Raw genomic sequence first — 13,955 nt, 5'->3', positions numbered from 1 at the left:
CAATTTTCATGACGGTCGACACCACGCCGCAGGCTGACGAACAAATCCACTGGTTGCCGATGATCGCCGCGATTTCGGCGATCAGCGTGGTCGGCATCGCCATCGGCCTCGGCGTACCGCTGCTCAGCGTGATTCTCGAATCGCGGGGCCATTCGGCAACGATGATCGGCCTCAATACGGCGATCGCCGGCCTTGCCTCGATTGCCGGCGCGCCAATGGCGACGCCGCTGGCGCAACGCTTCGGCGTTGCCTGGACGATGCTGGCGGCGATCGCCGCCGGCGCGTTCGCCTTTGTCGGATTCTATTTCGCGCCCGACTTCTGGATGTGGTTTCCGCTGCGCGTGGCGTTGCACATCTCGCTGACGATCCTGTTCATCCTGTCCGAATTCTGGATCAGCACGTCGGCCCCGCCGCGTCGGCGCGGCCTCGTTCTCGGCTGCTACGCCACCGTCCTATCGCTCGGCTTCGCGGCGGGTCCCTGGCTGTTTTCACGCCTTGGCAGCGGCGGCTTCCTGCCTTTCGGCGTCACCTTCCTGCTGGTGACGCTGGCCGCGATCCCCGTACTGATGGCACGCAACGAAAGCCCGCCCATCCACCCAACGGGCGAAGGCACCAGCGGCTTCCTGCGCTATATCTGGCTGGTGCCGACGGCGACGGCCGCCGTGCTGGTATTCGGCGCGATCGAGACCGGTGGCTTCGCGCTGTTTCCCATCTATGGCAGCCGCATCGGCTATTCGGAAGCGGACGCGGCCCTGCTTTTGACCATGATCGGGCTCGGCAACGTGCTGCTGCAAATTCCCATCGGCATGATCAGCGACCACGTCAAGGATCGCCGCTACCTGCTGCTTGTCTGCGCAGTCGTCGGCCTTGCCGGCGCTGCATGCATGCCGCTGTTTGCCGCCAACTGGCATCTGATGGCGTCGTTGCTGTTCGTGTGGGGCGGCGTGGTCGCGGCCATGTACACGGTGGGCCTGGCACATCTCGGTTCCAAGCTTTCCGGCCACGAACTGGCGTCGGCCAATGCAGCCTTCGTTTTATGCTACGGTGTCGGCATGGTGCTGGGACCGCAGGCGATCGGCATCGGCATGGATATTTTCGGCCCGAACGGCTTCGGCTGGGCGCTGGCCCTGTTCTTCGGCGCCTATATCGTGCTGGCGGTCGGGCGGCTGATCGTCACAGCCGCCCGACGCTGAGCCGGCACGCTTGCCTTGCGCCAGAATTACTGTATAGACGCCCGCAATCTGCCGGTCCTAGCTGGGGGCTGAACGGAGGGCCGGCGCTTTCGCAAGAAATCGCCGCGTGAAGCCAAAAAGTGCTTCCGCCTCCCGTGTCTCCGCTCTCGACCATCTCGTTTGCGCCTTTCTTCCCCGTTTCCTGCACAAGGATTGCCGGGTCAGAGAAATCGCAGAGGCTCTCGCCGCCGGGACCGGAAGAGAAACGAAGAAAGGTATGAGAACAATATGGCTCTATACGAACATGTGTTCCTTTCCAGGCAGGATCTGTCGCAGCAGCAGGTCGATGAACTCGTTGAGCGTTTCAAGGGTGTCATCGAGGCAGGCGGCGGTTCGGTCGGCCGGATCGAGAACTGGGGACTGAAGTCCCTCACCTACCGGGTCAACAAGAACCGGAAGGCTTACTACACGCTCATGGACCTCACCACCCCGCCGGAAGCTCTCAAGGAAATGGAGCGCCAGATGGGCCTGTCCGAGGACATCCTGCGCTTTCTGACCGTCAAGGTCGAGAAGCACGAGGAAGGCGCGTCGGCCATGATGCAGAAGCGCGAAGAGCGCTCCGAGCGCGGCAGCTTCGGCGATCGCGGCCCGCGTTCGTTCGGCGACCGTGATCGCGGCGATCGTCCGGCCCGCAGCTTCGGCGGCGACCGCGATGGCGGCGGCGACCGTGGCCCTCGCCCGCAGCGCAGCTTTGAAGGGAACGCAGAATAATGGTCGACATCAACCAGATCCCGACCCGGCGTCCTTTCCATCGCCGTCGCAAGACCTGCCCGTTCTCCGGCGCCAATGCTCCGAAGATCGACTACAAGGACGTGCGTCTCTTGCAGCGCTACATTTCCGAGCGCGGCAAGATCGTGCCCTCGCGCATCACCGCCGTCAGCCAGAAGAAGCAGCGCGAACTCGCCAAGGCGATCAAGCGCGCCCGTTTCCTCGGCCTGCTGCCCTACGTGGTTCGCTGATTTTTTTCGACGGCGGGCGTCCGCGCCCGCTGTCTTTCTCCGACCATGACGGGCATGGCCGGTTGAAATTCAAAATCCCGAGTTGAGGCGAACTGCCTCTAACTGCCGCCACAGGCAGGACAGCGACACCGGCGCCACGCGCCCTTTTGCTTCCTGACCTGTTCATTTCGTCTGCCCCCTGGGGCGCTAGACAAAGGACAAGATCATGGACGTCATTCTTCTCGAACGCGTCGCCCGCCTCGGCCAGATGGGCGACACCGTCAAGGTCAAGGACGGTTTCGGCCGTAACTTCCTGCTGCCCAAGGGCAAGGCGCTGCGCGCCAACACCGTCAACAAGGCCAAGTTCGAAGGCCAGCGCGTCCAGCTCGAAGCTCGCAACCTGGAACGCAAGTCGGAAGCCGAACACGTTGCCGAAACGCTTGACGGCAAGAGCTTCGTGGCCGTGCGTTCGGCCGGCGAAACAGGCCAGCTCTACGGCTCCGTTTCGACCCGCGACATCGCCGACCTGCTGATCGCTGAGGGCTTCACGATCAACCGCAACCAGATCGAGCTCAACCACCCGATCAAGACCATCGGCCTGACCAATGTGGCCGTTGCGCTGCATCCGGAAGTCGAAGTTACCATCACGCTCAACATCGCGCGCACCGCGGACGAAGCCGAGCGCCAGTCCAAGGGCGAGACGCTGACCACCGCCGAAGCCATCTACGGCGAAGACATCAACGACAATGCCCGCCCGGACAATTTCTTCGATCCGAACGAAATGGGCGAAGGCGACGAGGAATAGGCCCAAGGCCTTTTTATCTCCGACTTTCAACCTTTTATCGCCAGAAAGCGATTTCTGGACCAAAAACCCGGGCCTCGTGCCCGGGTTTTTTGTCGAACTGGAACTTTTCAACGCCTTCTGCTTTTAGCACAATCGAGCCACACAACGCTTTCTGCATGAGGGCTAGTCATGAACCTCCTACTTCAACGCATCGTGGAGCGCATCGTCCATACCGGAAATCTCAGCATGACCGGCCCCAACGGCGTCACGCGACGGTTTGGCGACGGCAGCGGCGAGCGGACGCATATGGTCATCCACACCCGCCACGCTGAAAGGGCAATCACCCTTCACCCGACGCTCGGCATCCCCGAAGCCTACATGGACCAGGAACTGGACTTCGTCGAAGGCGACATCCTCAGCTTCCTGCACCTCGTATACGATAATATCGGCATTTCGTGGACCGACTCGACCTGGGGCAAGCTGCTGAACTCCGCCCGGATGACGGCGCGGCCGTTGCAGCAATGGAATACCGAGCGGCGCTCCAAGCGCAATGTCGAGCGCCATTACGACCTGTCGGGCGATCTCTACAAGCTCTTCCTCGACGAGGACATGCAGTATTCCTGCGCCTATTTCGAAAACCCGGACATGACGCTGGAAGCTGCGCAACTGGCCAAGAAGCAGCACATAGCGGCAAAGCTGCGCATCAAGCCGGGGCAGACGGTGCTCGATATCGGCTGTGGCTGGGGCGGGCTGGCGCTGTACATCGCCAAGACCTTCGACGCCGAAGTGCTGGGCGTGACGCTGTCGACCGAACAGCATCAGGTGGCGACCGAGCGCGCCCGCGCGGCGGGGCTGGAAAACAGCGTCCACTTCGAATTGCGCGACTACCGCGATTTGTCGGAGCGCTTTGACCGCATCGTCTCGGTCGGCATGTTCGAGCATGTCGGCGTCACGCAATACCGGACCTTCTTTGACAAATGCGCAACGCTGCTGAAGCCCGACGGCGTCATGCTGCTGCATACGATCGGCCGCACCGCGCCGCCGACCACGACCAGCGCCTTCATCCGAAAATATATTTTTCCCGGCGGCTATATTCCGGCGCTGTCGGAAGTGACCCCGCATATCGAGAAATCGGGGCTGGCCACTACCGACGTGGAAATCCTGCGGCTGCACTACGCCGAGACGCTGAAAAACTGGCGCGAACGCTTCATGGCCAACCGCGACAAGGTCAAGGCGATCTATGACGAGCGCTTCTGCCGCATGTGGGAATTTTACCTCTGCGGTTCGGAGGCCTCGTTCCGCTGGCAGGATCTGGTCAATTTCCAGATCCAGTTGACCCGCAAAAACGACGTTCTGCCCGTAACACGCGACTATATCGGCAAGTGCGAGAAGGCATTGACGATGCACGAAATGGGCCATCAGCCCGGTGAAGCCGCGGCCACGTCGGGCGACACGCACGCAGCCAAACCCGCCGGCCGACGCAAGGTTTCGCGCACCAAATAGTGCGCTCCGCAAGGTGCATAGACGCGGCTGCCGTCGAAACCGGTCGGTCGCGGAGAGGGGAGCGATTTTCCGACGCAGACTCGCTGCCCCGCCTGCCGACACCGACGCTTGCCAAGCACGGCATTTGCGGTCGATAAGGCTTCGCAATTGCGGGGTCCGTCGATGCGTTATTTTCTCTATATCGCCGCTGCGCTGGCGGAAATTGCCGGCTGCTTTTCCGTCTGGGCGTGGTGGCGGCTGGAAAAATCGCCGCTGTGGCTGGTGCCCGGTATCGCCCTGCTCGTCCTGTTCGCCTGGCTTCTGGCGCAGGTTCAGGTCGATGCGGCGGGCCGCGCCTACGCGGCCTATGGCGGCATCTATATCGCGGTCTCGCTCGGCTGGCTGTGGCTGGCCGAAGGCATGCGGCCCGACCGTTTCGATTTCCTGGGAGCCGCCCTTTGCGTCGGCGGCGCATCGGTCGTCCTGCTTGCTCCACGGGGAGCATAGGATGGAGCTTCCAGCGCAGCTTCGGCAGGCGATCGATCGCCTGCTTGAAAGCACGCCGTTGCCGGCACTTCGGCAGGCGGCAAAAACGCTGTCCGACCGCTACCGCGCCGAAACGCGCGACGGCCGCCTGCACATGGCCGAAGAACTTGCGGTCAAGGCCTATCTGGCGACGCGCCTGCCGGCGACCTACGCCGCCGTGCGGACCTGCCTTGAAGCGGTGAGCGAAGCGCGGCCCGATTTCTCGCCCCAGACGCTGCTCGATATCGGCGCGGGTCCCGGCACCGTTGTATGGGCGGCGATCGATCTCTGGCCCGGTCTGCAACAGGCAACCCTGCTGGAGGCGAGCCGACCGGCGCGGGCGACCGGCGAACAGCTCGCCGCCGAAGGCAATTTCGGCACCAAAATTACCTGGCTGAGCGGTGACGCGACCATCGACCTCGCCGGCGCTGCGGCAGCGGACCTCGTCACCGCCGCCTATGTGCTGGACGAGATGGCGCCGGCATCGCGGCCCAGGCTGATCGAGCGGCTGTGGGCGCTGACGACGGACACGCTTTTGATCGTCGAACCCGGCACGCCGGCCGGCTGGCAGCGTATTCTTGCCGTTCGCCAGCAGTTGATCGACGCCGGCGCGCATGTGCTGGCCCCCTGCCCGCACGAAAAACCCTGCCCGATCACGGCCCCCGACTGGTGCCATTTTGCCCGCCGCGTCGCCCGCTCGCGCCTGCACCGGCTTTCCAAGGACGCCGAAGTGCCGTGGGAGGACGAGAAATATATTTTCGTCGCCGCCTCGCGCCAACCCGCCGAGATGCGTCGGCCAAGGGTGCTCGCACCGCCGAAATCCGGTTCCGGCAAGGTTCTGCTCAAACTGTGCCAACCCGGCGGCGATGCCACGGAGCTTCTGTTCACCAAGCGCGACGGTGCGACATTCAAAAACGCGCGGCGCGCCGACTGGGGTGACGCCCTTTCCGATTGATGCAACGGGCAAGTGCGGAATCTGCTTGCAGATTGTTCTTTGTTTGTTCTAGTATTGCCGAACCGGGGCAGCAACGCCGATTCGAGTCAATGTGATTCTTTCCACGGATGCCGTCCGGCTGTGAATAGCGGCGGTTCAAGCGGCCCCGAGGCAGATATTCCAGCACCGGCTCGCCGCGTTCTGCTATCAGATAGGGAGACAAGAATCGGGGACGGCATGGCAGAGGCAGCGCGCAAATTCGAGGTCGCGGAACAACCGCTTTATCGGGAAGCGCCGAACAACATCGAGGCCGAGCAGGCGTTGCTGGGCGCGATGCTGGTCAACAACGACGCCTTCTACCGCGTTTCGGACTTCCTGAAGTCCGGTCATTTCTACGAGCCGCTGCACCGCAAGATTTTCGACGTCTCGGCCGAGCTGATCCGCATGGGCAAGATGGCCAATCCGGTGACGATAAAAACCTTCCTGCCGGCCGACGAAAAGGTCGGAGACATGACGGTCGCGCATTATCTGGCTCGCCTCGCCGCCGAGGCCGTGACCGTCATCAACGCCTCCGATTACGGCCGTGCCATCTACGACCTCGCCACGCGGCGCGCGCTGATTACGGTTGGCGAGGACATGGTCAACATCGCCTATGACGCACCGGTGGACATGGCCCCGTCCGAGCAGATCGAAGACGCCGAGCGGCGTTTGTTCGAACTGGCGGAAACCGGCCGCTACGATGGCGGCTTCGAGAGTTTCACCGATGCCGTAAAAACCGCCGTCGACATGGCCAATGCCGCCTATATGCGCGACGGGCACCTGTCCGGCATCGCTTGCGGCCTGCGCGATCTCGACAGCCGCATGGGCGGCCTGCAGCCCTCCGACCTTATCATCATCGCCGGCCGGCCGGGCATGGGCAAGACCTCGCTCGCCACCAATATGGCCTTCAATATCGCCGAAGCCTATGTGCCGGCGCAACAGGCGGACGGCTCGTTCAAGGCCGCGAACGGCGGCGTCGTCGGCTTCTTCTCGCTCGAAATGTCGTCGGAACAGCTCGCCACCCGCATCATTTCCGAGCAGACGGAAATACCGTCGTCGAAAATCCGGCGCGGCGAAATCACCGAAATGGACTTTGAAAAGCTGGTCGCCTGTTCGCAGACCATGCAGAAAATTCCGCTGTTCATCGACCAGACGGGCGGCATCTCCATCGCCCAACTTTCGGCGCGCGCCCGGCGGCTGAAGCGCCAACGCGGCCTCGACGTCATCGTCATCGACTATATCCAGCTCATGCAGGGGTCGAGCGCCAAGGCCTCGCAAAACCGCGTGCAGGAAATCACCGAGATCACGACCGGGCTGAAGGCGCTGGCCAAGGAACTTTCCGTTCCGATCATCGCGCTGTCGCAGCTGTCGCGCCAGGTCGAAAGCCGCGACGACAAGCGCCCGCAACTGTCCGACTTGCGCGAATCGGGCTCGATCGAGCAGGACGCCGACGTGGTGATGTTCGTGTACCGCGAGGAATATTACCTGAAAAACAAGGAGCCCAAGCCCGGCACCGAGGAATACATCAAGTGGGAAATGGAGATGAACGATATGCGCGGCAAGGCCGAGGTGATCGTGGCCAAGCAGCGCCACGGCCCGACCGGTTCCGTCAGCCTCGCCTTCCAGGGCGAATTCACCCGCTTCTCCGACCTCGCCGAAGAGCACCACATCGCGGAACGGTTCGAGTAGACGTGGGCGTTTTTGGACAGATCAACGTGCGGGTTAGCGCTCTACGTTGCCCCTCTCTGTCCTGCCGGAAGGCCCTTCGCTTTCGCTCCGGGCGTTCGTCGCTGGGAAAGCCAAATCGTTGGCTTTTCCTCGGCCTTCTGCCGACCACTCCTCACCCCCCGCATGGGGGGAGATTAGCTGGCCGCAATTTTGTTGCCCGTTCTGCGACGTTGAAGATTGGCTTGGGCGTCGGAGTGCATGATCTCCCCCCATGCGGGGGAGATGTCCGGCAGGACAGAGAGGGGCGCTGTCCCGCAAACCTATCCGCTCTTGCGGTTCGCAACCTCGGCCACTCGGCCGCTTTCACTCGACGCGCACGCTCCCCTTCAGCAAACCCCTGCCGTGGCTAAATCCCGCATCCAGTTCATCTGCCAGAATTGCGGCTCGGTGCATCAGCGCTGGGCCGGCAAGTGCGACGCCTGCGGCGAGTGGAACACGCTGGTCGAGGAAGGCACGGCGGGCGGCATCGGCTCCGGCCCGGCCTCGACGCGTAATGCGCGCAAGGGCCGCGCGGTGGTGCTGACCACCCTGTCGGGCGAAATCGAGGACGCGCCGCGCATCGTCTCGGGCATCGGCGAACTTGACCGCGCCACCGGCGGCGGCTTCGTGCGCGGCTCGGCTCTTCTGGTCGGCGGCGACCCCGGCATCGGCAAGTCGACGCTGCTGACGCAGGCGGCGGCAGCGCTTGCGGAAAAAGGCCACCGCGTCGTCTATGTCTCGGGCGAGGAAGCCGTCGCCCAGATCCGGCTGCGCGCACAGCGCCTCGGCGTCGCCGGAAGTCCGGTCGAACTCGCGGCAGAAACCAATGTCGAGGATATTCTGGCGACCATCGCGGATGGCAAGCGTCCCGACCTCCTCATCCTCGATTCGATCCAGACGCTGTGGACCGACCTTGCCGATTCGGCGCCCGGCACCGTCACGCAGGTGCGCGCCGCGGCCCAGGCGATGATCCGCTATGCGAAATCGACGGGAGCTGCGATCGTGCTCGTCGGCCACGTCACCAAGGAAGGCCAGATCGCCGGACCGCGCGTGGTCGAGCACATGGTCGACGCGGTGCTTTATTTCGAAGGTGAAGGCGGCCACCACTACCGTATCCTGCGCACGGTGAAGAACCGCTTTGGGCCGACCGACGAGATCGGCGTGTTCGAAATGTCGGACAAGGGCCTGCGCGAAGTCGCCAATCCGTCCGAGCTTTTCCTGGGCGAACGCCATGCCAAGTCGCCCGGTGCTGCCGTTTTCGCCGGCATGGAGGGCACGCGCCCCGTGCTGGTCGAAATCCAGGCGCTTGTCGCCCCCTCCTCGCTCGGCACGCCGCGCCGCGCGGTCGTCGGCTGGGACGGAGCACGGCTTTCCATGATTTTGGCCGTGCTGGAAGCGCATTGCGGCGTGAAGTTCGGCCAGCACGACGTCTATCTCAATGTCGCCGGCGGCTACCGCATCCGTGAGCCTGCCGCCGACCTGGCGGTCGCGGCAGCACTTGTTTCCTCGCTTACCGGCCTTGCCCTTCCCGCCGATTGCGTCTATTTCGGCGAAATCAGCCTGTCGGGCGCCGTGAGGCCGGTTGCGCATGCGCAGCAGCGCCTCAAGGAAGCCGAAAAATTGGGATTTGGAAGCGCGGTATTGCCCTTGGGCAGTTCGAAAGGCAGCGAGGAAGTGGCCAGCGGCATCGGGGCTGGCGCATTCCGGCCAACCGATCTGGCCGATCTCGTGGCCCGCATCGCCGGCACGCGCCGCAGCCGCGCGGCCGAGGAAGATTGATCCGTCGCTTCATGCGATGACACTTGAGTGAGGCGAACACGATGCCGATTACGCTGCTTGACGGAATTCTGGTCGGCTTCACCCTCGTTTCGGCGATGCTGGCCATGGTGCGCGGCTTTTCGCGCGAGGTTCTTTCCGTGGTCTCGTGGGCCGCGGCGGCGGCAGCAGCTTTCTTCTTCTACAAGCCGGTGGTTCCCTACGTTCAGCCCTATATCGACAACGACAAGGTGGCGATGGCGGCGGCGGCGGGCATCGTCTTCATCATCGCGCTGATCGTGGTCACGGTCGTCACCATGAAGCTCGCCGACTGGATCATCGATTCGCGGGTCGGCGCGCTCGACCGCACGCTCGGCTTCCTGTACGGTGCGGCGCGCGGCATTCTGGTCGTCGCTGTCGCGTTGATGTTCTTTAACTGGCTGGCCGGCGACAAGGCCCCTGCCTGGATTTCCGGGGCCAAGTCGCGCCCCCTGCTTGAATCGATCGGCACCAAGATCGAAAGCATGTTGCCGGAAGACCCGGAAAACTCGATCCTCAAGCGCCTGAACGGCGCAATCGCAGAACCGCAGGCCGGCACGGAGACACAACCCGTCCCCGGCGTGCAAGCGCCGGCGCAAGGCGACGATAGCGGCACGCCCGCGCCCGACGATAGCGAAGACGCGCCGCAGCCGGCAAATTGATCGCAATCCACACCGGAGAACACGCGCCTTTGCGTTGTTTCTGACCGTTTCGTGGCTTATATAGCTGTTTTAGCGGGAGCTTCGGCCCAATGGCAGACGCAGATAATGTGCTTGGCGCGGAAGCGGACGATCATTTCCACGACGAATGCGGTGTGTTCGGCATTTTCGGCCGGCAGGATGCCGCGGCCATCGTCACGCTTGGGCTGCATGCGCTCCAGCATCGCGGCCAGGAAGCGGCCGGCATCGTTTCCTATGACGGCACCCAGTTCCACGTCGAGCGCCATGTCGGCCTGATCGGCGACACCTTCACCAAGCAGCGTGTCATCGACAGCCTCAAGGGCGACCGCGCCATCGGTCATACGCGCTATGCCACGACCGGCGGGGCTGGCCTGCGCAACATCCAGCCCTTCTTCGCCGAGCTTGCCGACGGCGGCTTCGCGGTCGCCCATAACGGCAATCTGACCAACGCCATGACCGTGCAGCGCACGCTGCAGAAACAGGGCGCCATCTTTTCCTCCACCTCGGACACCGAGACGATCCTGCATCTGGTGGCGATGAGCAAGGAACGCGACCTCAACGCGCGCTTCATCGATGCGGTGCGGCAGGTGGAAGGCGCGTTCTCGCTGGTGGCCATGTCGTCCAAGAAGATGATCGGCTGCCGCGACCCGCTGGGCATCCGGCCGCTGGTTCTGGGCGATCTCGACGGCGCCTTTATCCTCGCCTCCGAAACCTGCGCACTCGACATTATCGGCGCGCGCTTCGTGCGCGACGTGCAGCCCGGCGAAATGGTCGTCGTCACCGCCAGTGGCCTTGAGAGCCTTTATCCGTTCGAAGCGAAGAAAAGCCGCTTCTGCATCTTCGAATATGTCTATTTCTCCCGGCCCGACTCCTCGGTCGAGGGCCGCAACGTATATGACGTGCGCAAGCGCATCGGAGCGGAACTTTCGCGCGAAAGCCCGGTCGAGGCCGACATCGTCGTGCCGGTGCCGGATTCAGGTACGCCGGCGGCGCTTGGCTTTTCGCAGGAAGCCGGCATCCCGTTCGAACTCGGCATCATCCGCAACCATTATGTCGGGCGCACCTTCATTTCGCCCGGCGATTCCATTCGCCACATGGGCGTCAAGCTGAAGCACAACGCCAACCGGCGCATGATCGAGGGCAAGCGCGTGGTGCTGGTCGACGATTCCATCGTGCGCGGCACCACCAGCCAGAAGATCGTGCAGATGGTGCGCGAGGCGGGCGCGAAGGAAGTGCATATGCGCATCGCCTCGCCGCCGACGCGGGCTTCCTGCTTCTACGGCGTCGACACGCCGGAAAAATCCAAGCTGCTCGCTTCGCGCATGACGGTCGAGGAGATGGCGGAGTTCATCCACGTCGATTCGCTGGGCTTCCTGTCCATCGACGGGCTTTACCGCGCAGTCGGCGAACAGAGCCGCAACGGCGAACAGCCGCAGTTTTGCGATGCCTGTTTCACCGAGCAGTATCCGACCCGCCTTGCCGATTTCGAAGGGCATGACAATGTCCGTACGCTGTCGCTGCTGGCGACGGGCGGGCTTTAGATCGCCGTGCGCCCTCAGGACGCACAAAGGACGATCTAACTCTTTGAGTGAGCATCGGAATAACCCGAAAACCGGATTCCACTTTTCGGTCCGATGCTTTAGGGCTCCCAATCACGGCGTGGCAGCGATTTCACGCTGCCAGATGAAGCCCCGGTGGATGGCGAATTGCCGTCCGGGGCCGTGGGCGGCCGCAAACAGCAGCCCTGCCAGGAACGTGAAGTGATCGACGAAGAAGCCGAACTCGCCCTGATTGGCCTTCCAATAGGACGGGCCGTGGAAGGCGAAGGCCAGGAAGATCACATAGATCGCCGCCAGCAGCGCCGCTTCCGAGAAGAAAGCTCCAGTCAGGAAGGCGAGCACCAGCGCGACTTCAAAGATGGCGGCCAGCCATGCCAGAAGCAGCGGGAACGGGAACCCCGCCGCCGCGATGTAGCTGGCAGTAGCGTCCATCCCCGAAAACTTGAAGGTCGTCGCCATCGCGAACATGCCTGCGAAAATCAGCCTTGCGGCCAGGATTGCAACGGTTCTGCTCATCGATCCATCTCCTTTGATCAGTATTTAGACCAAGGACGCTGATACACACGCGTTCCCGACAAGGGCCAGCGGAAATGTCGCAGGCGCTTGGCACAACTGCGACCCGGCAGGGTTCCGTTTGTGATCGATTCGTCCTATCTGGTCTGCATTCTCGAGCAGCCTGAACTGGATGTCCGCATGAGCCTTGACCTCACCAACCGCATCGCCCTCGTCACCGGGGCGTCGCGCGGCATCGGCTATTTCATCGCCAAGCAGATGGCCGCCGCCGGCGCGCATGTCATTGCGGTCGCGCGCACAGTGGGCGGGCTGGAGGAACTGGACGACGAGATCAAGGCCGAGCGCGCCCGGACGGGCAAGGGCGAAGCGACGCTGGTGCCGCTCGACCTCGCGGACATGGAGGGTATCGACCGGCTAGGCGGGGCGATCCACGAGCGCTGGGGCAAGCTCGACATCCTGGTCGCCAACGCCGGCGTGCTCGGCGTCATCTCGCCGATCGGCCATGTCGAGGCGAAAACCTTCGAGAAGGTGATGACCGTCAATGTCACCTCGACCTGGCGGCTGATCCGCTCCGTCGATCCGTTGCTCAGGCTTTCCGATGCCGGGCGCGCCATCGTGCTTTCCTCCAACGCGGCGCATTCGGCGCGTGCCTTCTGGGGTCCCTACGCCGCCTCCAAGGCCGCGGTGGAAACGCTGACGCGCTCATGGGCGGCGGAAGCCGAGAACATGCCGCTCAGGATCAATGCCGCTGATCCGGGCGCGACGCGCACCGGCATGCGCGCGCAAGCCATGCCGGGCGAGGACCCGGAGACGCTGCCGCATCCTTCGGAAGTCGCTGCCCGCATCGTGCCGATGGCCAGCCCTTCGCTGACCAGGACCGGCCAGATCTACCAGGCCAGGCACGACCGCTGGGTTTCCTACCGGCAGCCTGAATAGGCAGGGCTTGCAGGCAGCGACACCGCGATAGGCAGGCAGGGCAAACTTTGGTAGGATTGCCCGAAAGGCACCCAACGCGGAGAACGACGATGCGCAGATTGCTTCTCGCCACAGCAGCCACCGCCCTCCTTGCCCTGAGCGGCACCGCCTATTCGCAAGACACGACCACAAGCTTCTTCGTCACCAGCCAGGGTTCCGGCAAAGGGGCCGACCTCGGTGGCCTTGCCGGCGCCGATGCGCATTGCACGATGCTGGCGGAGGCGGCAGGCGTCACCGGCAAGACATGGCATGCCTATCTTTCGACCAGCGATACCGATGCCCGCGACCGGATCGGTGCCGGACCATGGTTCAACGCCAAGGGCGAAAAGATCGCCGACGACGTCGCCTCGCTGCACTCAGACGCCAATAAGCTGACCAAGCAGTTGGCGCTGAACGAAAAGGGAGAAGTCGTCAACGGTCGTGGCGATAAGCCGAACCGGCATGACATCCTGACCGGCTCCAAGCCGGACGGCACCCGCATTGCCGACCAGACCTGCGGCGACTGGACCATGAGCGGCGCGGAGGGTGTTGCGATGATGGGGCATTCCGACCGTATCGGCCTTGATGATTCGGCAGCGGCCAAGTCATGGAATTCCTCGCACGCATCGCGCGGCGGATGCAGCCAGGAAGCCCTGAAAGGGACCGGCGGCGACGGCCTGTTCTATTGCTTCGCGGCAAAATAGCCAGATCGCCTCAGCCGCGCCGGGTTCGCGCAGGATAAAGACGGCCTCGGCGGGTTGTCTGATTTTCTGTGTCTTTTTCCTCTAAACCGGATTCCGGTTTCGAGGCCGAT

At 63.3% G+C, this 13,955-nt stretch carries 14 protein-coding genes; 13 read left to right on the top strand and 1 reads right to left on the bottom strand.

What is annotated here, in order from left to right; all coding sequences use genetic code 11:
- Positions 1 to 8 precede the first annotated feature (8 nt).
- The 11 genes from ACX3P0_RS06770 (at position 9) to purF (ending at position 11,656) form a co-directional block, all read left to right on the top strand.
- Positions 9 to 1,193 (top strand): MFS transporter, encoded by a 1,185-nt coding sequence (locus tag ACX3P0_RS06770; RefSeq protein WP_459079687.1) that lies wholly within the window; start codon positions 9 to 11, stop codon positions 1,191 to 1,193.
- Between the two features lie 267 nt (positions 1,194 to 1,460).
- The gene (gene rpsF / locus ACX3P0_RS06765; protein WP_459079686.1) at positions 1,461 to 1,943 is read left to right on the top strand and encodes a 30S ribosomal protein S6; all 483 of its coding nucleotides are present in this window, start codon (positions 1,461 to 1,463) and stop codon (positions 1,941 to 1,943) included.
- Positions 1,943 to 2,191, top strand: a complete 249-nt coding sequence (rpsR, locus tag ACX3P0_RS06760) for a 30S ribosomal protein S18 (RefSeq protein WP_006203718.1) — start codon at positions 1,943 to 1,945, stop codon at positions 2,189 to 2,191. The genes rpsF and rpsR overlap by 1 nt, the downstream gene beginning before the upstream one ends.
- Positions 2,192 to 2,396: 205 nt before the next feature.
- Positions 2,397 to 2,975: a 50S ribosomal protein L9 gene (gene rplI / locus ACX3P0_RS06755; RefSeq protein WP_459079685.1), complete on the top strand. Its 579-nt coding sequence runs from the start codon at positions 2,397 to 2,399 to the stop codon at positions 2,973 to 2,975.
- 168 nt (positions 2,976 to 3,143) lie between these two features.
- Positions 3,144 to 4,457, top strand: a complete 1,314-nt coding sequence (locus ACX3P0_RS06750) for a class I SAM-dependent methyltransferase (RefSeq protein WP_459079684.1) — start codon at positions 3,144 to 3,146, stop codon at positions 4,455 to 4,457.
- 162 nt (positions 4,458 to 4,619) lie between these two features.
- Complete coding sequence (locus tag ACX3P0_RS06745) at positions 4,620 to 4,943, top strand: YnfA family protein (RefSeq protein ID WP_459087445.1); 324 nt, start codon at positions 4,620 to 4,622, stop codon at positions 4,941 to 4,943.
- 1 nt (position 4,944) lies between these two features.
- Positions 4,945 to 5,916, top strand: coding sequence for a small ribosomal subunit Rsm22 family protein (locus tag ACX3P0_RS06740; RefSeq protein WP_459087443.1), 972 nt, complete (start codon positions 4,945 to 4,947; stop codon positions 5,914 to 5,916).
- Positions 5,917 to 6,132: 216 nt separating this feature from the next.
- The gene (locus ACX3P0_RS06735) at positions 6,133 to 7,623 is read left to right on the top strand and encodes a replicative DNA helicase (protein WP_459079681.1); all 1,491 of its coding nucleotides are present in this window, start codon (positions 6,133 to 6,135) and stop codon (positions 7,621 to 7,623) included.
- Positions 7,624 to 8,004: 381 nt separating this feature from the next.
- On the top strand, positions 8,005 to 9,420 hold the full coding sequence (gene radA / locus ACX3P0_RS06730) for a DNA repair protein RadA (RefSeq protein WP_459079680.1): 1,416 nt from the start codon (positions 8,005 to 8,007) through the stop codon (positions 9,418 to 9,420).
- Between the two features lie 41 nt (positions 9,421 to 9,461).
- Complete coding sequence (locus tag ACX3P0_RS06725) at positions 9,462 to 10,097, top strand: CvpA family protein (protein WP_459087441.1); 636 nt, start codon at positions 9,462 to 9,464, stop codon at positions 10,095 to 10,097.
- Between the two features lie 89 nt (positions 10,098 to 10,186).
- Positions 10,187 to 11,656: an amidophosphoribosyltransferase gene (purF, locus tag ACX3P0_RS06720; protein ID WP_459087439.1), complete on the top strand. Its 1,470-nt coding sequence runs from the start codon at positions 10,187 to 10,189 to the stop codon at positions 11,654 to 11,656.
- A gap of 111 nt (positions 11,657 to 11,767) precedes the next feature.
- Here purF and ACX3P0_RS06715 read toward each other — a convergent pair whose 3' ends face one another.
- Positions 11,768 to 12,190: a DoxX family protein gene (locus tag ACX3P0_RS06715; RefSeq protein ID WP_459079677.1), complete on the bottom strand. Its 423-nt coding sequence runs from the start codon at positions 12,188 to 12,190 to the stop codon at positions 11,768 to 11,770.
- Between the two features lie 177 nt (positions 12,191 to 12,367).
- Between ACX3P0_RS06715 and ACX3P0_RS06710 the strand changes: the two genes are divergently transcribed.
- Both ACX3P0_RS06710 and ACX3P0_RS06705 read left to right on the top strand, forming a co-directional pair.
- The gene (locus ACX3P0_RS06710; protein WP_459087866.1) at positions 12,368 to 13,123 is read left to right on the top strand and encodes an SDR family NAD(P)-dependent oxidoreductase; all 756 of its coding nucleotides are present in this window, start codon (positions 12,368 to 12,370) and stop codon (positions 13,121 to 13,123) included.
- Positions 13,124 to 13,212: 89 nt separating this feature from the next.
- Positions 13,213 to 13,845: a hypothetical protein gene (locus ACX3P0_RS06705; RefSeq protein ID WP_459087437.1), complete on the top strand. Its 633-nt coding sequence runs from the start codon at positions 13,213 to 13,215 to the stop codon at positions 13,843 to 13,845.
- Positions 13,846 to 13,955 lie beyond the last annotated feature (110 nt).

It is taken from the genome of Mesorhizobium sp. A556 (assembly GCF_054489545.1).
Note: the sequence above shows the minus strand (reverse complement) of the source record. Positions and strands in the feature narration are given on the sequence as shown.